Below are 22,084 nucleotides of genomic sequence, written 5' to 3'. Positions count from 1 at the left end.
CCTTTATTTATTTTTAATCTGTTGAGTCATTTAGTATTTATATGTTTTTTGAAGGTTCTGAAAAAAAAGCAGAAATAGGGATTGAGCCTACAACGGGTTCACTTCGTGCTTTGCCTTTCTCTTTTTGGAAACAAATCGTGAGCTTAGCTAAAGCTGACATTTTGTCACAGATTGGTAACGATCAATGTGATGCCTACTTATTGAGTGAATCTAGCCTATTTGTTTGGGATCATAAAGTTGTGATTCTAACCTGTGGTTTATCGACATTAATTGATTGTGTTAATGGACTTGTCGATGCCATCGGGGTCAATAATATTGAATGGTTAACATATCAGCGTAAAAATGAATATGTAGCACATCTGCAAGCGTCAACCTTTGTTGAAGATATCACTTCTTTAAGACAAAGGCTTTCAGGAACAGCATGCCGAGTTGGGCATTTAGATAATCATCATCATTTTATTTTTACCAGCGGCACAGCTAACCAGATAGATCCCCAAGACAAAACCTGTGAAGTATTGATGTACCACATTAGCGGTGTTGTTGCTGACTATTTACGTACCGAACAACAATCTATTGCTAAGATATATGCGCTTTTACAGTTAGATGAGTTATTTGCCGGATTTACATATGACACGCATCTATTTACGCCTTTAGGCTTTTCTATTAATGGTATTAAAGATGATTTGTATTACACCATTCATATTACGCCACAAGAAAAAAGCTCATACGTCAGCATAGAAACCAATGTGGACCTCAATAATTATCCAGTGGATATTACCGCAAAATTATTGGCCATTTTACAGCCGCGCAGTTGGGATATTATTGGCTTTAACATTCAGGTAGCATCGCCAAACATGCCTGAAAATATCTGTTTAGGCCATTGCTCTTATCCGGTTAAGCAAGGTTATAATATACACTTTAGTCATTATCAGCAGTGTTGCCCAGAAGTGCTAACCCCAGAGTTTTTGTAATACACAAACGTATAGGTAATAATCCAAGTGCCTGATATTTGACATAAATCTATCAGTTTCGCTAATACACTAGGTAAAGGGCAATTAATAAGTAGCGATTTAATCTGTGCTAAGTGATGTAGATTAATACTTGTTTACATTGTCATAATGTTGCTGGTGTGGCGGTTGGAAAGATTGCAATATACCTATGATTTAGCAGCTATCTTTAACATTGTCGGCGGATGCTAGATGTAGAAATGTTAAACGTTTCTACCTAAGGTTAAGGCCTAGTTGAAATGTAATATTGCGCAGCCCTAATTAAAATAGGTGTTTCATTAAACTGAGAGTCTTTTGAGGTTGTTTAACCCCATTTTACTCAGTTAACTAAAGGAAATATATGAGCGATTTAAGTGATATCCGCCGCGAATATACCCAAGGTGGATTAAGACGAGCCGATTTACCCAGTAATCCAATGGACTTATTTGAAACCTGGTTAGCGCAAGCTAAAGACGCCAATTTATCAGACCCAACAGCAATGTGTGTTGCGACGGTTGATAAAAATGGCCAACCATTTCAACGCATCGTGTTACTAAAAAAGTTCGATGATAAAGGCTTTGTCTTTTTTACCAATCTAGAAAGTCGCAAAGCGTGTCATATCGAAACGAATAACAAGGTGAGTTTACATTTTCCTTGGCATCCTCTAGACCGCCAGGTATCAGTCTTGGGCGAAGCAGAGCCTTTATCTATGATTGAAGTGGCCAAGTATTTTATGAGCAGGCCCAAAGATAGCCAAATTGCAGCCTGGGTATCAAAACAGTCGAGTAAGATTTCAGCTCGGCAGGCTTTAGAGGGGAAATTTGCTGAAATGAAAGCAAAGTTTGCCCAAGGTGATGTGCCATTACCTAAGTTTTGGGGCGGATATTTAATACGTCCTCAAAGTATCGAATTTTGGCAAGGTGGTGAACACCGATTACATGACAGATTTTTGTATAGTAAATCGCCAGATTCGCTCTGGCAAATTGACCGATTGGCGCCATAATAAGAGGCTATGATGCAAGCTAAAATTTGGGTTGATGCGGATGCTTGCCCTAATCCGGTAAAAGAGATGTTGTTTCGCGCGGCAGAGCGTAAATCAATTAATATCGTGTTAGTGGCAAATCAGATGATAAAAGTCCCGTTATCACCTTTTATTAAAATGATCCGCGTAAATTCAGGTTTTGATGAAGCAGACAATTATATTGTTGAGCAACTTACACAAGGTGATTTAGTCATTACCGCCGATATCCCTTTAGCGTCAGATGCAATTGGGAAAGGGGCGCTGGCGATTAACCCTCGCGGTACGGTTTATACACCGGAAAATATTAAACAAACAGTAACAATGCGTGACTTTATGGAAGAAATGCGTAGCAGTGGTGTTCATACTCAGGGGCCGAATAGTTTTTCCCAAGCGGACAAACATGCCTTTGCACAATCATTAGATAAATGGTTAGTTAAACATCGCTGATCTATAATCAAAGAGTTTTTTACATGCAAAAGGATTTTAAGATGAAAAAATGGTTATCGGTTATTGCACTCGGTTTGTTGTCCAATGTTGCTCTTGCTGGTGATTGGTCAGTTAATAACAACCAATCAACAGTCAGTTTTATTTCTATTAAGAAAAGCGATATTGCAGAAGTACATCGTTTTAAGCAGGTTGAAGGAACGTTGACCGAAGCGGGCAAGTTTTCACTGACAATTGATTTAAGTAGTGTTGATACGGGCATTTTGATTCGAGATGAAAGGATGCAAGGGTTACTGTTTGAAGTGGCTCAGTTTCCTAAATTAACCTTAAATGCTTCAGTAAACCCCAAACTACTGGCTGATTTACATATCGGCGAGGTAATGACTTTACAGGTCGATGGTGAAATTGAGTTGCATGGTAAAAAGCAAACTAAAACCTTTAATGTATTAGTTGCTAAATTATCAGCAAAGAAAATGGTAGTGACAAGTTTAACGCCTGTTGTTGTTCAAGCGGGGGACTTTGATCTTGCTACCGGTGTTGAAAAGTTACGTGATATTGCCGGATTGACTAGCATCAGTTTAGCTGTGCCTGTGTCATTTGTGATAACTTTATCGCAATAGTTATGGCAATAAAAATATGAAGTATTGGTTATTGATGTTTGTGGGTGTTCATTATGATATGGATACCCCAACATAAACAGATATTGCCAACCTAATCCTTGGAGTTCAAATGGTTACAGATAAAGACGGTTACATGCATTTAATTCAGTATTTAACTGAACACTTAGGCTTGTTTGAAACGCCTGAAAATGATGCTTTAGTGTCTGAAACTGTTTTAGAATTATTTGAAGAGCAATTATCTGCCCAAATTATTATGGTGTGTGGTCAAAACCCACAATTATCATTTGCACAACGCAACATGGTTATTCGTGAAATTGACGCGATTGTATATGACTTAGAAGAAATTCTGGCTCAAGTTGCAAACCATAAAGCCACCCCAGAACAAAGTATTTTTATTGCTGAGTTTTCTGGTTTAATCAAAAATTTATTTGATCAAGAAATTGATCACTTATTGCGTTAGTTATTATTATCCTCAATATCCATTTTTAGGAACAAACATGTTGAAAAGCATTATTTTATCCATTGTTTTGTGTTTAAGTTTAACGTTTGCTCATGCAGCAGATAAGCAGATTTTAAAACAAACTGAAATGATGACAGTCGATAAGTCTGGTTTGATGTACCACGCTCGTATGGATACTGGGGCTGTTAATTCCTCATTGCATGCTGTTGATTTAACTATCATTGGTGGTGCAGCAAAGAAGATGAAACAAAATATTGGTAAAACGGTTGAATTTACAACAGAAAACGAAAAAGGTGAAAAAAAACGTATGAAGGCTGAAATTGTCAGCACTTCAACGGTTAAAAACTCACAGGGTACCGAAACCCGTTACATGGTTAATCTTGAAATAGGCTTTCCAGACGCGTTAAAGAAAGTAAAAGTTAATTTACGAGATCGCAGTCATATGGATTATAAGCTGTTGATTGGTCGTAACTTTCTAAAAAAAGACTACATTGTTGATGTTTCTGAAAAGAAGACTATTGGTCCAATTGCCAAGTTAAATATCAAGCAAGCAAATTTAATTTACAACACGCGTATTGATACTGGTGCGGTTGAAAACTCATTGCATGCTGTCAATCTACGCATCGAGAAAGAAGATAAAACCGATATGGAAAATAATATCGGTAAAATGATCACTTTTACCACTGAAAATGATAAAGGTAAAAAAGTCGATATTCGTACAAAAATTCGTGGTACTTCACTTATTCGTAATGCGCAAGGGTCTGAAATTCGTTACATGGTGCGTTTAAGTGTAGGTGAGCCAGGGCAAGAGTTTCTAGTTGACGTGAATTTAAAAGACCGTAGCAAAATGAGCCATAAATTATTAATTGGCCGTAACTGGTTACAAGGCCATTACATGGTCGATGTTTCAAAAAAATAATTATCACTCAATAAGATTGTTGAAGCCTTAATGGAAACGTTAAGGCTTTTTTATTGTCTTCAAATTGATATGTAACGCCAGAACAGCGCAGTAAAATTAATGGAAAATAGTTTGTCCGCAACCTAGATCCCACAGCTCATCGATTTATTTAGTCATATAGCATCTATCTTGGAAAGGTTCTAACTCGATGAGAACCATATGTTGTGTATGACAATCGCAGTATCACGCTCATATTTTCGGTTATGTTTTATGAGTTAACCAGAGTTAGGTTGTTTAATAGGCATTCTAGTTAAATATATAATGGTCGAGTTTTTTGACTTTTAGCTTCACCATATTCCTGACTCACTGGTGCATGAAATCGTGCCGATATGCCAGCAATAAAAGCGATAATAAAAGGATTTTAAGCATGATGGGCATCAGCAAGACGTGTTTCATGTTCTTCGATATCCTAGAAGGCTTAGGGGGAATTATGCATGATATGGCTTAAGGTTAATCAAAGCTGCTCAAAGTTGCTCAAAGCTTTATAAGGAGATAACCGATTCTGTAAAAGTGTCATTTTGTGATCCCAATAAATCATTCTGCCAGCAAACTCAGAAGTTTATCTGCTCACCACATGATGCCCGTTTAGTTTAAACGCTTTGTTTAAAGCAATAAAAAAGGCGCCTAGGCACCTTTTTACTGCTTAATACATCTCATCGTTATTACAGCTTTAAACCAACCAATAACTGATCTAGTTGTTCAGCTGTTGCGTGTAGCTCATCACAACCAGACACCGATTGGTTTGCCGATTGCTCGACATTATGGGATTGATTACGAATTTCCATTAAATTGGTCGCAATCTCATTAGCCACTGCAGATTGTTCATCGGCAGAGGTCGCAATTAACACACTCATCTCTAAAACACGATTACTATGGTGAGCAATGTTGACTAAGTCTTCACCTGTTTGTAAAACATGCTTTTTACCTTCAGATGCTTGTTCAACCGTCCGTGACATTAACTGGGTAAGGTTGCGAGTGCCTGATTGTAATGCTTCAATCATGGTTTTGATTTCGACAGTAGCAGATTGTGTTCTGCCAGCAAGCGTTCGTACTTCATCAGCTACGACCGCGAAACCACGACCTTGTTCGCCAGCACGAGCCGCTTCAATGGCTGCGTTCAATGCCAATAGGTTTGTTTGTTCTGAAATCGCATTAATGGTTGTGACAACGGCATCAATTTTACTGGCGTTATCATTTAACACGCCAACGGCGTTCGATGCCTGTCCAATTTCATTAGATAGCACATCAATCGCGTGAACCGTTGTTTCAATGTCTTTTGAGCCTGCTGAGACTTGGCTGTTGGTTTCTTCCGTTTCACTGGATGATTGCTCAGCGTTACGTGCCACTTCTTTTACCGCAGCGGTCATTTCTTCCATCGCAGTAGCGAGTGAATCTAAATGTTGGCGCTGATTGACGGCCATAGATTGGCCTTCTTGAGCAGTTGTTCTAAAGCCTGAAACGACAGTACGAATTTGATCTGTTGCTTGCGTGATTTGCTTCACTAATGTGTGCTGGCGCTCAACCAAAGCATCAATACTGATAGCTAAAATACTAAACTCATCTTTTACTTCAAAAAAGTTTAATCGGCCCGTTAAGTCGCCGTTAGCAGCACGTTTTAATGCCATCACTGTGGTATATAACGCGCCACCAACAAAGGTAGAAATATAATAAGCAAAAGCAAAAAGGACGATTAATAACACCACCATAACGCCGTATGCAGCAGTGGTATTGGTATCATCTTTTATTAACTGATTGGCAGCCAGTTCACTGACAATGACCCTGTCATGGCTGTTTACACCACTCACAATACGAATTCTATTGCCTTGAATATCAACACCGCCGCCTTGTTGAGCTAAATTTCGTAGTTGGTTATCAAGGTTATCAACTGTCATTAGTTGGCTGGTATTCGATAGTTGACTATTCAAGTCATTTTGCTTGCTTTCTTCGATTAAGTCGTAAGCATTATCTAAATAATTATTTGCCTGCTTAATGAACTGGAGCTGATTGTCAATGTTGCTGGACATCAAGTTATTGGCATGTTGATGATTTAGAAATACGGTTAAACCAATAATCATCAACATTGGAACGATGGCTAAAATGCTAAATTTTGTTTTTAAAGTCATGTGGATAAGGTATTGATCTATCCATCTAAATTTTACTTCTTTCATTAGTTCCTCTTGTTGTAATGGGCTTGGTATTTAGCTACATACGATAATTATCTATCGGTATGGTTTAGGTTAACTTTAGCTTAACATTCTGGGTTAAGGTTGGTTGATTATTTTATAAGCCAAGTTAAGGTGATTAAGGGTGTGTAACAAAATGAATCATCGGTTATGTAAGTGTAATCGAAGTTATACATCTGGCACTACCGAATTTAAACCACAATATAGTCACCTTTATTATGTTATTCAAAAATAGCGCCATGGATTATTAGTGCTAGGGGACTAAAACAGCACATAAGTGGCTAAAAAGGTCTAGTAATCTGTTGGCTGCTAACGTAAAATTTGTCTCTTTTATTTTAATTGATCGAAAAATATCACTTAGGCTAGCTTAAAGGATATTTTGACGATCTTATCGTCAAATATGATGGTAAAAATCGCATTAGTAATGCCCAGATGCAGTGGATGAATAAATGCAGCAGTTAACAGAGATCGTAGAACAAGCCTTAGCGGTGATAGAGCAGGCCAGTGATCTAAAGGCATTGGATGATATCCGTGTCGACTACCTTGGTAAGAAAGGTAAAATCACTGACATGATGAAAATGATGGGTCAATTAAGTGCAGAAGAAAAACCTGCCTTTGGACAAGCCGTCAACCAAGCCAAGCAAGCTGTACAGCAGAAGTTATCTGATCGTATAGAAGGCTTAAAGGCATCTGAACTTGAAGCTAAACTAGCTGCCGAGCAAATCGATGTAACTTTACCAGGCCGCACCATAGATAATGGCGGTTTACATCCAGTCACCCGCACTATAGACCGTATCGAAACCTTTTTTGGTGAGCTTGGTTTTACAGTGAAAGATGGGCCTGAAATAGAAGATGATTTTCATAACTTTGATGCATTAAACATTTCAGAGCACCATCCAGCACGTGCAGATCATGATACGTTTTACTTTAATCCAAAAGTCATGCTGCGCACGCAAACATCAGGTGTTCAAATTCGTACCATGGAGCATGAGCAGCCTCCGTTGCGTATTATTTCACCGGGGCGTGTTTATCGTAATGACTATGATCAAACCCACACACCTATGTTCCACCAAGTAGAAGGGTTAATGGTTGCTGAGAATGTAAACTTTGCTGAATTAAAAGGCATTTTACATGATTTTTTACGTAACTTTTTCGAAGAAGACTTACAAGTTCGCTTCCGTCCATCTTATTTCCCATTCACAGAGCCTTCAGCAGAAGTTGATGTAATGGGCAAAAATGGCAAATGGTTAGAAGTATTAGGCTGCGGTATGGTACATCCGAATGTACTGCGCAGTGTTGGTATTGATCCTGAGAAGTACTCTGGATTTGCTTTTGGTATGGGGGTTGAGCGGTTGACCATGTTGCGTTACGGCGTCAATGATTTACGTGCCTTCTTTGAAAACGATTTACGTTTTCTTAAGCAATTCAAATAACGGAGCAATATTAGATGAAATTCAGTGAATCTTGGCTTCGTGAGTGGGTTAACCCAACAGTAAGTCGTGACGAATTATCACACCAAATTACTATGGCTGGTCTTGAAGTCGACGGCGTCGAGCCTGTAGCGGCAGATTTTAGTGGCGTGATTGTAGGTGAGGTCGTTGAGTGTGGTCAGCACCCTGATGCCGATAAATTACGTGTAACAAAAATCAATGTAGGTGAAGCAGAGCTGATTGATATTGTCTGCGGTGCACCAAATTGTCGTTTAGGTTTAAAAGTTGCCGTTGCCATGGTGGGTGCTGTATTACCTGGCGACTTTAAAATCAAAAAAGCAAAATTACGCGGCCAGCCATCTTTCGGTATGCTGTGTTCATATTCTGAACTTGGTATCGATATCGAAAGTGATGGCATTATTGAACTACCAGTAGATGCGCCTATTGGCCAAAGTGTACGCGAGTATTTAGATTTAGATGATGCAGTAATTGATGTTGATCTAACCGCTAACCGTGCTGATTGCCTAGGTATGGCAGGTCTTGCTCGTGAAGTTGGCGTTTTGAACCGTCAAGCGGTTGTGGAGCCAACATGGCAAGCCGTTGAAGCAAGTATTGATGCTCCAATCGCCATTAACGTTGATGCCAAAGCAGCATGTCCACGTTATTTAGGCCGTGTGGTTAAAAACATCAATATTAACGCTGAAACCCCATTATGGGTGCAAGAGAAATTGCGTCGTAGTGGTATTCGCTCTATTGACCCAATTGTTGACATTACTAATTTTGTGTTGATTGAATTTGGTCAACCAATGCACGCGTTTGACTTAAATACCCTCAATGGCGGCATCAATGTGCGCTTAGCTGACGGTGTTGAAAAGCTTACTTTACTTGATGGCAATGAAATTACGGTTCCAAGTGATACCTTAGTGATTGCTGATGATAAACAAGCTATCGCATTAGCGGGTGTATTTGGTGGTGAAGCAACGGGAGTAAGTGATACAACTAAAGACATTCTTTTAGAATGTGCTTTCTTCGCGCCACTCGCTATCATGGGTAAATCTCGTCGCCTAGGCTTACACACAGACGCCTCACACCGTTTTGAGCGTGGTGTAGACCCACAGCTGCAACACAAGGTAATGGATCGCGCTACTCGTCTTGTATTAGATATTTGTGGTGGTGAAGCCGGTCAAGTGATTGAAGCGCTAGCCAGCGAGCATTTGCCTCAGCCTGTTAGCATTCTATTACGCCGCAGTAAATTGGATAAAACATTAGGTCATGTGATTTCTGATGCTGACGTGGTCGAAATTCTAACGTGTTTAGGATTTAGCGTTGCAGCTGCCAATAATGATTGGACAGTGACAACCGCAACATATCGTTTTGATATGGCAATCGAAGAAGATTTGATTGAAGAAGTGGCTCGTATTTACGGTTATGACAATATTCCCAATACAGCGCCACAAGCTGCATTAAAGATGTCAGATCATAAAGAATCAAACATTCCACTTAAGCGTGTTCGCAACATGTTAGTGGCACGTGGGTTCCAAGAAGCAATTACTTACAGTTTTGTTGACCCTAAAATGCAAGCTCTTGTTCATCCTGAACAAGAAACCATGATTTTGCCAAATCCAATTTCGACAGAGATGTCGTCAATGCGTTTGTCTATGTTTACTGGTTTATTGACCGCCGTGGGTTACAACCAAAGCCGCCAGCAAGGCCGTGTACGCTTATTTGAGACAGGTTTACGCTTTGTTCCTGACGCAAATGCTGATGCAGGTGTTCGTCAGCAAGCTATGATTGGTGCAGTGATTTCAGGCGTTCAAAACGATGAACATTGGTCAATGGAATCCAAAACTGTCGACTTCTTTGATTTAAAAGGTGATTTAGAAGCAATAATAGGCTTGACAGTTGCCGCTTCTGAATTTAGCTTTAAAACAGCAACACATCCTGCGCTACATCCAGGACAATGTGCTGAAATATTAAGAAATAATCGAGTCATTGGTCATATAGGTGCTATCCATCCTAGTTTGGAGAAGCCTTTTGGACTTAATGGTAAAACAATCGTTTTTGAGTTAGAACTGGACGCTTTATTACATGCCAGTTTGCCGCTAGCCCATGCTGTATCTAGGTTTCCAGCTAATCGACGTGATATCGCCGTAGTTGTAGATGATCAAGTATCTGCAATTGATGTTATTAATTTGATAAGAAAAGTTGGCGAAAATCAGTTGGTTGGCTTAAACTTGTTCGATGTATACCTAGGTAAAGGTGTAGAACCCGGCAAAAAGAGCTTGGCAATCGCACTTACGTTACAAGACACTACTCGTACGCTTGAAGAAAAAGACATTACAGCGACTATGGACGCGGTAATTTCTGCTCTAAAGACCGAGTTCAACGCATCGTTGAGGGATTAAAGTATGGCACTTACCAAAGCCGAAATGGCAGAACATCTATTTGAAACACTTGGTATTAATAAGCGTGTGGCTAAAGAGATGGTGGAGTCTTTCTTTGAAGAAATTCGTGAAGCACTCGAAAATGGTGAGCAGGTCAAGTTATCTGGTTTTGGCAACTTTGACCTTAGGGACAAGAATCAAAGACCGGGAAGGAACCCGAAAACTGGTGAAGATATTCCAATTTCTGCGCGCCGTGTTGTGACTTTCCGTCCTGGACAAAAGTTAAAAGCACGAGTAGAAGCCGCTAACGCTGGCAAGAAATAAATTCACAAGTTGAATTAAGCTTATCTGCTTTAAATAAAAAAGTGAAAGAGCCACTCAGGTTGAGTGGCTCTTTTTTTGAAATTTGCTGATCTAACTTGGCATGCTATTATTCGGTCTCGATTTTTTGATGAGGTTTATCTTTTGGCTCGACAACAAAAGCATTTTGATACACGCTTTACTTTAGCATTATTGCACCCACGTCTTTGGGGTACATGGCTGGCAATTGTTGTATTATTCTTATTTGGTATTTTACCTGCAGTTATCCGCGATCCTATAGCAAATGTGTTGGCTAAACTTGTTATGCGAATTGCGACTAAGCCAATTGCCATTGCGCGTATTAATATTCGCCACTGTTTTCCTGAAATGCACGACGATGAACTTAATGCTCTGATTAAAAAGAACGTCGATGCATTTGTGCTGTGCCTGTTATCTCAGGCTGAATTACTTTGTCGTTCTAAAGCGCACATTAAGCGTCGTGTTAAATTACATGGATTTGAACACGTTGAAAAAGTGAGGGCAGAGGGCCGGCCAATTATTTTTATTATGCCTCATGTTTGGCCTATTGATTATGCTGGTTTAAGGTTAAACCTTGAAATACCTATGGTGTCTATGGCTAAAGCGCACCGTAACAGGTTATTTAATTGGTTCAGTAACCGTTTACGCAGCCGTATGGGGGGAAGAATTTATATGCGAGAAGCAGGCATTCGCGCTTTGCTCTCAGAATTAAAGAACGATCACAGTTTTTTCTATTTACCAGATGAAGATTTGGGGCCACAACAAAGTGTATTTTCACCATTTCTAGGCACAACCAAAGCGACGTTACCCGTAGTTGGTCGCTTGGCTAAGGCGGGTAAAGCTAAAGTGATGCCTGTGACGATTGGATATGATCAGCATGATAGAGTGTTTAACTTAACTGTCTTGCCTGACGTTGAAACTGACACTATGGATACAAAAGAGAATGAGGCACTAGTATTAAACCAAATGGTAGAGCAAGTGATTAAGGCTTATCCGGAGCAATACATGTGGTTTTTGAAAATGTTAAAAACCCGTCCCCCCGGTGAGGCAGAGATCTACTAAACTTATTCTTATATGATCATAATAAAACTAAGAGATCACCATAATAGAATTTAACGATTTATTGTCAGTATTATCGTTTGTTGTTTATACCTACGACAACCGCCCGATAACATTACTGCAAATTATTCAAGTACCGCTTTATATTTTTCTAACCTGGTTAATTGTGACTCGAGTTGGAAAGGTTATTGTGCGCGCGCTTAAAAAGCGCAATGTTAGCGCTGATGCTGTGCATTTATTCTCACGAATGTATTTAGTGTAAATGATTGCCATTTTGGCGATCACCAGTATGGATATTCTGAATATTCCACTCACTGCATTTGCATCAGGTGCGATAGCCATTGGGGTCGGTTTTGGCGCACAAAACATTATTAACAACTTTATTTCTGGTTGGATTTTAATGTGGGAGCGTCCGATCCGGATTGGTGACTTTTTAGAAGTTGGTGATGCACGAGGTGTAGTTGAATGCATTAATACCCGTTCAACTTTAATCCGACGAAATGACGGTGTGCACATGTTAGTGCCAAACAGTCAGTTGCTGGAAAACACCGTAACCAACTGGACACTGATTGATAAAAATGCCCGAACTTTTGTGCGTGTAGGTGTGTCATATGGCTCAGATGTGTTGCTGGTGCAAACGTTATTATTTCAGGTGTTAGAAGAGCGTGATGACATTTTGCCACATCCCAAACCTATCGTCCTGTTTGAGGATTTTGGTGATAACGCACTTATTTTTGATATGGTATTTTGGGTGAATGCGGTATCTGAAACTGATATTCGCCGTCGCCGCAGTGAAATTCGCTTTAGAATTTATGATTTATTCAATCAAAATGATATTTGTATCGCATACCCTCAAAGAGATATTCATCTTGATGGTAATTTGACGATTAATCATGGTGATAAAACCCAATAATTTCAGTACTGAGAACGATGTTGCTGGGTATTAAAAAATTGACGCATCGGCTGAGATTTGCTTATTGTCAACTCAATACGTAAAGGGTTTGAGAACAACTCAGCTTATTGATGCTTGACGATTTGCTAACTGAATTTACAACAGAATTTGTAGCAGGGTTATAGCAAGTTATATTGAAAACATTCCAGTCGTGTGTAACGTCTGGAATGTTTTTTTTCAAGGTTACTTAACCTCAATTAAGATTACTTTTTTGCTTTGGTATGTCGCTCTAGTAGATTTTGATTAATATCCGCCATCGACAAACCTTGATCTTCAAGGAGTACGATTAAGTGATACATAAGATCAGATGCCTCGTTAACCAATTCTTCTTTATCATGGGTTGCCGCAGCGAGGGCCGTTTCTAAACCTTCTTCACCAACTTTTTGAGCTATTCGTTTAGTACCACGTTCAAACAAGGATGCCGTATAACTTGAATCAGCACTTTGTCCTTTACGTGAAATAATCACTTTGGTGAGATTATCAATAAAACAATGCGCATTGCCATCAGGCCAGCAACTTTCTGTGCCAGTGTGGCATGTTGGGCCGTTCGGGATCACTTGAACCAATAAGCTGTCGTTATCGCAGTCTTTATCAATCGCGATGAGCTGCAAGGTATTGCCAGAGGTCTCACCTTTAGTCCATAAACGTTGTTTAGAACGACTGAAAAACGTGACATTTTTGCTGGTTAAGGTTTTTTCCAGTGCGGCTTTATCCATATAACCCAGCATCAGTACTTTGCCTGTTAAGTGGTTTTGCACAACTGCAGGGATTAATCCATCTTGTTTGTCCCAGGCTAAGCTTGCACTATCAAATGTTATTTGTGTCATCTTGACTCTCTTATGTTTGATACGTATTACAGTCGAATTGCAATATTTTGGTTGTGAAGATAGTGTTTTAATTCACCAATATCGATAATTCCTTTATGGAAAACACTGGCAGCTAGTGCTGCATCGACCTGAGCAAGTTCAAATACCTCTTTAAAATGTGCCATGGTTCCAGCACCACCAGATGCAATTAAAGGCACGTCACATATCGCTCTGACCATGCTTAATTGCTTGATATCATAACCGCCACGCACGCCATCTTGATTCATTACATTAAGCACAATTTCACCACAACCGCGTTTTTGCACTTCTTCGACCCAATCCTGTGTAAACCATTGAGTGTCTTTAGTAGCAGCCTCATCACCAGTAAATTGTTTTACTTTGTAGCTATCTGAAGCGGCATCGTAGAAAGAGTCGATACCAATCACAATGCATTGGCGACCAAACTCATCCTGTAAACGTGAAATAAGACTAGGATCAGACAACGCAGGTGAATTGATGGATATCTTATCTGCACCAAAAGCGAGTTTTTCACGAGCTTGTTCAATGGTCTTAATCCCACCGGCAACGCAAAACGGAATGTCAATTTGTTCAGCTACGCGACTCACCCAAGACTTGTCTATGACTCTGTCGTGAGCACTGGCGGTAATGTCATAAAAGACTAACTCATCGGCACCTTCTGCCGCATAACGCGCAGCCAAGGGGACTATGTCACCGACTATTTCGTGGTCGCGAAATTGAACGCCTTTTACCACTTTACCTTCACGTACATCAAGACAAGGTACTATGCGTTTGGCCAACATGAGATAGCCTCCTTGACGGTAAAGTTGTTAATCAGTAACGCTTTGCCAATAATAATGCCATTGGCTTTACTATCACGCACAGCTGCCACATCATCAAGGCTGGCAATTCCCCCTGATGCTTGCCAACTAATATTAGGGTATGCACTGCTTAGCTCATGATATAAATCGGTATTAGCACCTTGTAAGGTGCCGTCACGGCTAATGTCGGTGACTAAGGCATGTTGCAATCCAACCGTTTGATATTCAGCGACTAATGACTCTAACGATTTACCACCGCCAGTTTGCCATCCCGACACAGCAACGATTTTTTCGCCAGCATCGTTAATATTGACATCCAACGCTAAGCAAATTGCATCACTGCCATATTTAATAAACCAACTTTTTACCAGCTCAGGCTCTTTTACTGCTAAAGACCCAATCACTAGGCGTTTTACGCCCAATGCTAGCAGCTCTTTTACTTGCTCTTCGCTACGAATGCCACCACCCACTTGAATATCAGTGCTTAATCCTGCCACTAACTCACCAATTAAGCTTATCTGGCGTTTAGCTGGATCTTTGGCCCCTGTAAGGTCTACGATATGCAGTAATTTAGCACCTTGCGCTTGATATGACTGCAGTTGGGCGAGGGGGCTTAAATCGAATGTGGTTTTTTGTTGATAATCGCCCTGGTATAAACGCACCACTTGACCATCAATTAAATCAATTGCTGGAATGATCATTGTGCTTTCCCCATATTTAAAAAGTTTTGTAAAATTTTAGCGCCTACAGCAGCGCTTTTTTCAGGATGGAACTGCACCCCAAAAAAGTTATCTTTACCAATAGCTGCGCTGAAGTTTTCACCATAGGTACAACTTGCTAAGGTGTATTCGCTAATCGGCGCACGATAGCCATGAACAAAGTACACATAGCTCCCATCTTCAATTCCTTCAAATAAAGGATGGTCGGTCACACTTATTTGGTTCCAGCCCATGTGAGGAAGAGGCAACCCTTTACTGTCTAAATCACCAATGTCAGTAGGGACTAAGCCTAAGCAATTTATGGCTTTGTTATCACGGCCGCCATGCTCATTTGACACAGACGCCAGCATTTGCATCCCAAGGCACACACCCATTACGGGTTGGGTTAAACTGCTTATTAAGGTGACTAAGCCCTTTTGTTGTAACCCAGCCATTGCAGCGCCTGCTGTTCCTACACCTGGCAGAACAACTCTAGTGGCGCTGCGGATAACATCAAAATCATCAGTGACTTTGATGTTGGCATTAAGACGTTCAAAGGCAAAGCGCACCGAGTTTAAATTGGCACAGCCTGTATCAATAATGACGGTAATATCATCATTGTCGTTTATTGAAGAAACCGCTAAATCTGTCACGTTAACTCCTTACAACACGCCTTTACTGGAAGGTAAAATGTCACCTTCTACTTTCACTGCTTGACGCAGTGTACGGCCTAATACTTTAAATAGGGCTTCTACTTTATGATGGTCGTTGTCGCCTTGTGAGCTAATGTGTAAGGTGCAACGTAGTCCATCTGCAAATGAGCGGAAAAAGTGTGGCACCATTTCAGTCGCCATTTCGCCAACCATCTCACGCTCAAAATCGGCGTTGAATTTGATAAATGGACGTCCAGAAATATCCATCAGGCATTCACCATTGGCTTCATCCATTGGCAAACTAAAACCAAAACGTGCAATGCCTCGTTTGTCTCCTAAAGCTTGTCTAATCGCATCGCCAATCGCTAATGCGGTATCTTCGACACTGTGATGATCATCAATTTCAAGGTCACCATCAACATGCACGTCCATTTTAAAGTTGCCGTGGGTTTGAATTTGGTCAAGCATGTGATCAAAAAAACCAATACCTGTTTCAATCTTCCCTTTAGATTGATTATCTAAATCAATGGTGACTTTAATGTCAGTTTCTTTAGTGGTGCGAACAACAGTTGCTTGACGACCTTTACTTAATAACGCCTCACAAATGCTATCCCAATTTAGGTTTTGACGATCATATTGAAAGCTTTTAATGCCCATAGCATTCGCCAGTTCAACATCGGTAATGCGATCGCCAATCACTGCAGATTCAGTAAAATCGACTCTACCTTCAGTTAAATAGCGTTTGACTAAGCCAAGTTTAGGTTTGCGACAGCTACAGTTTTCATCGTTAAAATGCGGACAAATCACTACATCGTCAAACGTAACCCCTTGGCTTTCAAAAATTTGCATCATCATGTTATGCGGGGCATCAAAGTCATCTTTTGGGAATGACGGCGTACCTAAACCATCTTGATTACTCACCATTACCAGTCTAAAACCGGCTTTTTGCAGTTTTAATAAAGCGGGGATCACCTGTGGTTCAAATACTAGCTTGGCTAGACTGTCGAGTTGTTTATCAATTGCAGGCTCTTCGACTAATGTGCCATCGCGGTCGATAAAGAGAATTTTCTGTTTCATGCTGCCAACCTTAAAATATGTAGGAATAGTATTACTTAGCTCAACTCGGGTTATAGAGATTAATAAACGTGATTTAAAATACTTACATTCAACGCAGTTCGCGGTTCAAATCGTTGTTTTAACTGCACTTATTATCCCGAGCTAAGGTTACTTAGTTGCTGCTTAATAGCACTTCAACTAATTTGTCTGTTTGGGCGATAGAGGCAAAACTAAACCGTATCGCATTGGCTAATCTTGGATCTTTATAGGCTCTGGCTACAATGCCATTATTGGCTAATAACGTGGCTATTTTACTGACATCTTCAAACTGAGCTAACACGAAATTACCATTTGCCTTAAGAACATTCGCCCCTATTTGAATTAATACCTGACTGAGTCGTTCACCTTGTTGATTAAGACTAGCCACTTGTTGCTGCATCAACGCTATGCCGTCTGAACTCAGAGCCTGTGTTGCTAACACTGAAACTGGCAAGGGGACAGGGTAAGGCGCAATCACCAGCATCACTAAATCAATAATGGCTTGATTAGCTAACATAAAACCACATCTAGCGCCTGCTAATGCAAATGCCTTAGATAAAGTTCGCAAAACCACAAGGTTAGGGTACTTTTCAAGTAAATCAGCAACCGAATATTCAGGGCGAAATTCAATATAGGCTTCATCAATGACCACAATTGCTTGCGGGGCACTGATAATGGCTTGTTCAATATCGGCTTTGCTAATGACGGTTCCTGTTGGATTATTGGGGTTACAAATAAACACCAATTTGGCACCACCAATTTGTGTTGGCCAGCTTTCAGGTAATTGGTAATCGCCTGTTAAACTTAACGCCGTTACTTCCACATTGAAGGTTGCCGCGCTGATGGCATACATCCCATAAGTCGGGCCAAAAATGGCAATGCTGTCTTTACCTGGCACACAAAACGTGCGAATAAGTAACTCAATGGCCTCGTCCGCACCACGACTTGCAATCAATTGTTGGGTATTTACGCCAGCGTATGCTGCATAAGCTTCTATTAATTCAGGAGGTTGACATTCAGGGTAACGATTTAGCTTGTCAATATCACTATTATTAAACGGAGATTCATTGGCATTAATCCAAATATCACCACGACCACCGATACGTCGTGCACTTTGATAAGGTGTTAATTCAAGTAACTCAGGTCTTGCGAGTTGTTTGGCATCGAATGTATTCATAGTTATTACCGTTACTGTGCCAGGCTAGCTAAGCGAATAGCCACCGCATTTTTGTGTGCATCTAAAAGCTCGTTTTCCGCCAATGTCATCACCGCTTGACCAAGATTTTGTAACCCCTCGGCACTCAGTTCTTGCACGGTAAAACGGCGGCTGAAATCGGCTAAAGACAAACTTGAAACCGCACGGCTATAACCATAGGTTGGTAACACATGATTAGTGCCGCTAGCATAATCGCCCACAGATTCAGGTGTATAAGCCCCTAAAAACACTGAGCCCGCAGCTCGAATGGAATTAAGTAGGTCACGGGGATAGTCTGTTTGCACAATTAAATGCTCAGGTCCATATTGGTTTGATACCTTTACAGCTTGTGCTAAATCGCTAACCACCACAGTGCGGCTACATTTTAAAGCCTGGTTAGCAATATCCTGCCTTGGCAACACAGCAAGTTGAATAGACAGTTGCAGATTCACCGCTTGTGCCTGATCAGCGCTATCTGTCACTAACATAACTTGTGAATCCACACCATGTTCCGCTTGCGAGAGTAAATCCGCAGCGATAAAAGCTGGGTTAGCGTTGGCATCGGCAATGACTAACACTTCAGAAGGGCCTGCTGGCATATCAATGGTAACACTCACGCGATTATCCTGTGAGACCAAACGCTTGGCTTCGGTCACGTAACGATTACCTGGACCAAATATTTTATCCACTTTTGGGATAGACTCTGTACCAAATGCCAAAGCTGCAATGGCTTGTGCACCGCCAACTTGATAGATGTCAGTAATACCACACACTTTTGCTGCGTATATGATTGCATCGTTGATAGGTGGCGGGCTAACTAATATACGCTTATCGCAACCTGCAATTCTAGCTGGTAAAGCCAACATCATTACGGTTGAAATTAACGGTGCTGTTCCGCCGGGAATATATAATCCGACTTTTTCAATTGCCTCTGAGCGTAACTCGCATCGCACGCCTGGCTGCGTTTCAATATCGATAGGCTTAAATGCTTGAGCATTATGAAAGGTCTCGATATTGGCCGTCGCTTGAGCAATCGCTTGCTTCACTTTGCTTGAGACTCGCGCGCATGCCAAGTCAATTTCTTCGGCAGATAAAGCTAAATCATCAACTAATATGCCATCAAACTGCTGATTAAACTTGGTAATGGCGGCATCACCGTCTAATACAACTTGTTCAATAATACTTCTTACCTTTTGCTCAACGCTGTTGTCGCCAATTAAAGGTGAGCGTTGTAAAGCTGCAACCTGCTCAGAAGCGTTTAAGCTTTCCCAATCAAGAATCTGCATGGGTGCACCCGGCTGCGATGTTTGAGTCATAGGCATCGAGATTACCCCATCATTTTTTCAATTGGCATCACTAATATCGATGTGGCACCTAAAGCGGTTAATTGCTCCATCGTGTCCCAGAATAAATCTTCTGAGCTAACCGCGTGAATCGCCACACGATTAGTATCATCATTTAGCGGTAAAACCGTTGGGTTTTCGGCGCCAGGAAGAAGTGCTACGATTTGGTCAAGGGTCTCAGTTGGGGCGTGTAATAGAATGTACTTACTTTCACGGGCGCGTATCACGCCATTAACGCGAGATAGAATTTTATCGATTAAAGCTTGTTTTGATGGTGTTTGTGGCTGGTTAGATTGAATAATACAAGCCATAGAGCGGTAAATCACTTCTGTTTCATATAAGCCATTTGCTTCAAGGGTTGCTCCCGTTGACACTAAATCACAGATACCGTCAGCAAGGCCTGCGCGAGGGGCAACTTCAACCGAACCCTTAAGCATACAATCACGGTAATTAATGCCTTTTTCTTGCATGAATCGACGAAGAATGTTTGGATAAGAAGTGGCGATGCGAAGTCCTTCTAACGATTGCGCATCTTGGTAGCTAAATTCATTCGGTACCGCTAAAGATAAACGGCATGCACCAAAATCAAGCTCCCGCAACTTGGTACAATCAGCGGGTTTATTGACGAGTTGGCGCTCTAGTTGTTCTTCTTCTAGAACATTCTCACCAATGATCCCTAAGTCAACAACACCATCCATCACTAATCCTGGAATATCATCATCACGCACTCTTAATAAATCGATTGGCATATTATCGGCGTGGGCGATAAGGCGTTGCTCGTTAACAGTGAATTTTACACCACAGCTTTTTAACAGTTGCTGCGACTCTTTTGATAAACGACCAGACTTTTGAATGGCGATTCTTAAACGGTTTGATTCAGTCATTAGTAAACACCTATAAGTAAAATTAAAATTTAAAAACAATTAGTTAAAATAAAAGCGTTAAAATTAGAAAACAAAAAACCCCTGAAATTCCTTCCAGGGGTTTGTGATAGTTTCACCGCCGGAAGGGAAATAGACCCTCGGCAGTAAGCATCCGAAGGCTACCGCATATGGTGGTGATGATGAATAGTAGTCAGTTGGATGTTCATGTTTTGTTTCTCTTGGTTAAAACAGCAATAAGCTATTTTATAAAATTCATATTAAGTTCAGCGATAAATACAGGTGAACTTCTTGTGCTTTAAAACTTAACCGTTAATGATTTTGTTTGCAATAGCGGATAAAGCAATTTTGTCACTTTTTTACCAAATATTATGCAATATGATATAAAAATAACCTGAAATATGAAAATTCAGTCCATAACACATTGTAGATATTATGGCGGGTGAGCTTTTATCATTAAGGTTAATCCTAAAAGCAGTTAATCAGAAGGGGTGTTATATTTGAAAAGTATTTATATCAATGTGATATAACCATTTGAATTGGTATATTGAGTATTACAAAAATATTGTTTTATAACGTATGCAGCCGTCAGTAAAAGCGAATAAAACTCTTTTTAAGGAAATTTAATGAAAGTAGTCATTCCTGTCGCCGGGCTCGGAACCCGTATGTTGCCAGCAACTAAGGCTATACCTAAAGAGATGTTACCTTTAGTGGATAAGCCATTAATTCAGTATATTGTTGATGAATGTGTGAGCGCAGGAGTGACCGAAATTGTGTTGGTTACTCATGCGAGTAAAAATGCTATCGAAAACCATTTCGATAAATCCTATGAGCTGGAATCGACTCTGGAGAAACGCGTTAAGCGCCAGTTGTTGCACGAAGTACAATCCATTTGCCCAAAAAATGTGACGATTATGCACGTCCGTCAAGGTGAGGCCAAAGGCTTAGGTCATGCAGTATTGTGTGCTAAGCCATGTATAGGCGATGAGCCCTTTGCGGTGGTGTTGCCTGACGTTATTTTGGACAGTTATTCTGCGGATCAACGTACTGAAAACTTAGCTTCGATGATCGCAAGATTTAAACAAACTAAAGCGAGTCAGATTATGGTTGCACCTGTTCCTGAAAAGGATGTGCACAAGTACGGTATTGCTGATTGTAATGGTGAGAAAATTATACCTGGACATTCGGCTAAAATAGCCAGAATGGTTGAGAAACCAAATCAATCAGAAGCACCCTCTAATCTGGCTGTTATTGGGCGTTATGTACTATCAGAAAAAATCTGGGCTTTACTTGCTAAAACGCCACCAGGTGCCGGTGATGAAATTCAGCTAACAGATGCAATTGATATGTTAATTGCTTCAGATTTGGTTGAAGCGTTTAATATGACGGGCAAGTCACACGATTGTGGAGACAAATTAGGTTATATGAAAGCATTTGTTGAGTATGGCCTGCATGATCCTAAATTGGGTGATGTGTTTAAAAAAGAACTCTCTCAATTGCTTGAGGAGTACTAAAAGTTTTCTGTTTAATAGGGAAATTGAGTCTGCATTTAAGTGTAGAGGTTATTGCGTTAATAAAAAGTCTAGGCCGCTATGCCTCAACAACTTGGTCTTTTTAGTTTAAATTTGACAAGTTGCACAGCAAATCGCCATTTAAGCATTTCAGGTTAATTTTTGCTTGCATGCTGTGGTTATCACACTTACTATAGCGACCGCTTTGTTAGGAAAGCATTATCAGT

Annotated in this window: 20 protein-coding genes and 1 pseudogene; 12 read left to right on the top strand and 9 right to left on the bottom strand. The window is 40.5% G+C overall.

The window, feature by feature from the left end:
* Positions 1 to 41 precede the first annotated feature (41 nt).
* From ORI98_RS03340 to ORI98_RS03315, 6 genes are all read left to right on the top strand, one after another.
* Positions 42 to 971: an adenosylmethionine decarboxylase gene (locus ORI98_RS03340; RefSeq protein WP_306134234.1), complete on the top strand. Its 930-nt coding sequence runs from the start codon at positions 42 to 44 to the stop codon at positions 969 to 971.
* Positions 972 to 1,347: 376 nt separating this feature from the next.
* On the top strand, positions 1,348 to 1,989 hold the full coding sequence (gene pdxH, locus ORI98_RS03335; protein WP_306134233.1) for a pyridoxamine 5'-phosphate oxidase: 642 nt from the start codon (positions 1,348 to 1,350) through the stop codon (positions 1,987 to 1,989).
* Between the two features lie 9 nt (positions 1,990 to 1,998).
* The gene (locus ORI98_RS03330) at positions 1,999 to 2,454 is read left to right on the top strand and encodes a YaiI/YqxD family protein (RefSeq protein WP_306134232.1); all 456 of its coding nucleotides are present in this window, start codon (positions 1,999 to 2,001) and stop codon (positions 2,452 to 2,454) included.
* 41 nt (positions 2,455 to 2,495) lie between these two features.
* On the top strand, positions 2,496 to 3,071 hold the full coding sequence (locus ORI98_RS03325) for a YceI family protein (RefSeq protein ID WP_261297923.1): 576 nt from the start codon (positions 2,496 to 2,498) through the stop codon (positions 3,069 to 3,071).
* A 109-nt stretch (positions 3,072 to 3,180) separates the two neighbouring features.
* Positions 3,181 to 3,531 (top strand): DUF3802 family protein, encoded by a 351-nt coding sequence (locus tag ORI98_RS03320; protein ID WP_261297922.1) that lies wholly within the window; start codon positions 3,181 to 3,183, stop codon positions 3,529 to 3,531.
* Positions 3,532 to 3,568: 37 nt separating this feature from the next.
* Entirely contained in the window at positions 3,569 to 4,450 is an 882-nt protein-coding gene (locus ORI98_RS03315) for a RimK/LysX family protein (RefSeq protein WP_261297921.1), read from the top strand.
* Positions 4,451 to 5,151: 701 nt separating this feature from the next.
* Here the strand turns inward: ORI98_RS03315 and ORI98_RS03310 are convergent.
* Positions 5,152 to 6,657 carry a methyl-accepting chemotaxis protein gene (locus ORI98_RS03310; protein WP_306134231.1) on the bottom strand — a complete coding sequence of 502 codons (1,506 nt, stop codon included), beginning with the start codon at positions 6,655 to 6,657 and terminating at the stop codon, positions 5,152 to 5,154.
* A gap of 464 nt (positions 6,658 to 7,121) precedes the next feature.
* On the opposite strand from ORI98_RS03310, the gene pheS reads away from it, so the two are divergent.
* From pheS to ORI98_RS03285, 5 genes and pseudogenes are all read left to right on the top strand, one after another.
* Positions 7,122 to 8,105, top strand: coding sequence for a phenylalanine--tRNA ligase subunit alpha (pheS, locus tag ORI98_RS03305; protein WP_261297919.1), 984 nt, complete (start codon positions 7,122 to 7,124; stop codon positions 8,103 to 8,105).
* Positions 8,106 to 8,119: 14 nt separating this feature from the next.
* The gene (pheT, locus tag ORI98_RS03300; RefSeq protein ID WP_306134230.1) at positions 8,120 to 10,507 is read left to right on the top strand and encodes a phenylalanine--tRNA ligase subunit beta; all 2,388 of its coding nucleotides are present in this window, start codon (positions 8,120 to 8,122) and stop codon (positions 10,505 to 10,507) included.
* Positions 10,508 to 10,510: 3 nt separating this feature from the next.
* Positions 10,511 to 10,810, top strand: a complete 300-nt coding sequence (gene ihfA / locus ORI98_RS03295; protein ID WP_188839917.1) for an integration host factor subunit alpha — start codon at positions 10,511 to 10,513, stop codon at positions 10,808 to 10,810.
* A 141-nt stretch (positions 10,811 to 10,951) separates the two neighbouring features.
* The gene (gene lpxM, locus ORI98_RS03290) at positions 10,952 to 11,887 is read left to right on the top strand and encodes a lauroyl-Kdo(2)-lipid IV(A) myristoyltransferase (protein ID WP_261297917.1); all 936 of its coding nucleotides are present in this window, start codon (positions 10,952 to 10,954) and stop codon (positions 11,885 to 11,887) included.
* Between the two features lie 43 nt (positions 11,888 to 11,930).
* Positions 11,931 to 12,797: pseudogene (locus ORI98_RS03285) on the top strand (mechanosensitive ion channel family protein).
* Between the two features lie 242 nt (positions 12,798 to 13,039).
* Here ORI98_RS03285 and hisIE read toward each other — a convergent pair.
* The 8 genes from hisIE to hisG all read right to left on the bottom strand — a co-directional run bounded on the left by hisIE (position 13,040) and on the right by hisG (position 20,349).
* The gene (gene hisIE, locus ORI98_RS03280) at positions 13,040 to 13,663 is read right to left on the bottom strand and encodes a bifunctional phosphoribosyl-AMP cyclohydrolase/phosphoribosyl-ATP diphosphatase HisIE (protein WP_261297916.1); all 624 of its coding nucleotides are present in this window, start codon (positions 13,661 to 13,663) and stop codon (positions 13,040 to 13,042) included.
* Positions 13,664 to 13,689: 26 nt separating this feature from the next.
* Positions 13,690 to 14,463, bottom strand: a complete 774-nt coding sequence (hisF, locus tag ORI98_RS03275) for an imidazole glycerol phosphate synthase subunit HisF (protein ID WP_306134229.1) — start codon at positions 14,461 to 14,463, stop codon at positions 13,690 to 13,692.
* On the bottom strand, positions 14,445 to 15,182 hold the full coding sequence (hisA, locus tag ORI98_RS03270; RefSeq protein WP_306134228.1) for a 1-(5-phosphoribosyl)-5-[(5-phosphoribosylamino)methylideneamino]imidazole-4-carboxamide isomerase: 738 nt from the start codon (positions 15,180 to 15,182) through the stop codon (positions 14,445 to 14,447). The genes hisF and hisA overlap by 19 nt, the downstream gene beginning before the upstream one ends.
* Entirely contained in the window at positions 15,179 to 15,832 is a 654-nt protein-coding gene (gene hisH / locus ORI98_RS03265; RefSeq protein ID WP_261297913.1) for an imidazole glycerol phosphate synthase subunit HisH, read from the bottom strand. Before hisH ends, hisA begins: the two co-directional genes overlap by 4 nt.
* A gap of 9 nt (positions 15,833 to 15,841) precedes the next feature.
* On the bottom strand, positions 15,842 to 16,909 hold the full coding sequence (gene hisB, locus ORI98_RS03260) for a bifunctional histidinol-phosphatase/imidazoleglycerol-phosphate dehydratase HisB (protein ID WP_261297912.1): 1,068 nt from the start codon (positions 16,907 to 16,909) through the stop codon (positions 15,842 to 15,844).
* Between the two features lie 151 nt (positions 16,910 to 17,060).
* The gene (hisC, locus tag ORI98_RS03255) at positions 17,061 to 18,104 is read right to left on the bottom strand and encodes a histidinol-phosphate transaminase (protein ID WP_306134227.1); all 1,044 of its coding nucleotides are present in this window, start codon (positions 18,102 to 18,104) and stop codon (positions 17,061 to 17,063) included.
* 11 nt (positions 18,105 to 18,115) lie between these two features.
* Entirely contained in the window at positions 18,116 to 19,408 is a 1,293-nt protein-coding gene (gene hisD / locus ORI98_RS03250; RefSeq protein ID WP_306134226.1) for a histidinol dehydrogenase, read from the bottom strand.
* Between the two features lie 41 nt (positions 19,409 to 19,449).
* A complete protein-coding gene (hisG, locus tag ORI98_RS03245; RefSeq protein ID WP_306134225.1) occupies positions 19,450 to 20,349 on the bottom strand; it encodes an ATP phosphoribosyltransferase in 900 nt (299 codons plus the stop codon).
* 623 nt (positions 20,350 to 20,972) lie between these two features.
* Between hisG and galU the strand changes: the two genes are divergently transcribed.
* Positions 20,973 to 21,860: a UTP--glucose-1-phosphate uridylyltransferase GalU gene (gene galU / locus ORI98_RS03240; RefSeq protein WP_261297909.1), complete on the top strand. Its 888-nt coding sequence runs from the start codon at positions 20,973 to 20,975 to the stop codon at positions 21,858 to 21,860.
* Positions 21,861 to 22,084: the final 224 nt, after the last annotated feature.

Origin of the sequence: Shewanella sp. ULN5, from assembly GCF_030731885.1 — a bacterium.
Lineage (GTDB): Bacteria > Pseudomonadota > Gammaproteobacteria > Enterobacterales > Shewanellaceae > Shewanella > Shewanella holmiensis.
This window is presented reverse-complemented; position numbering and strand designations above follow the sequence as displayed.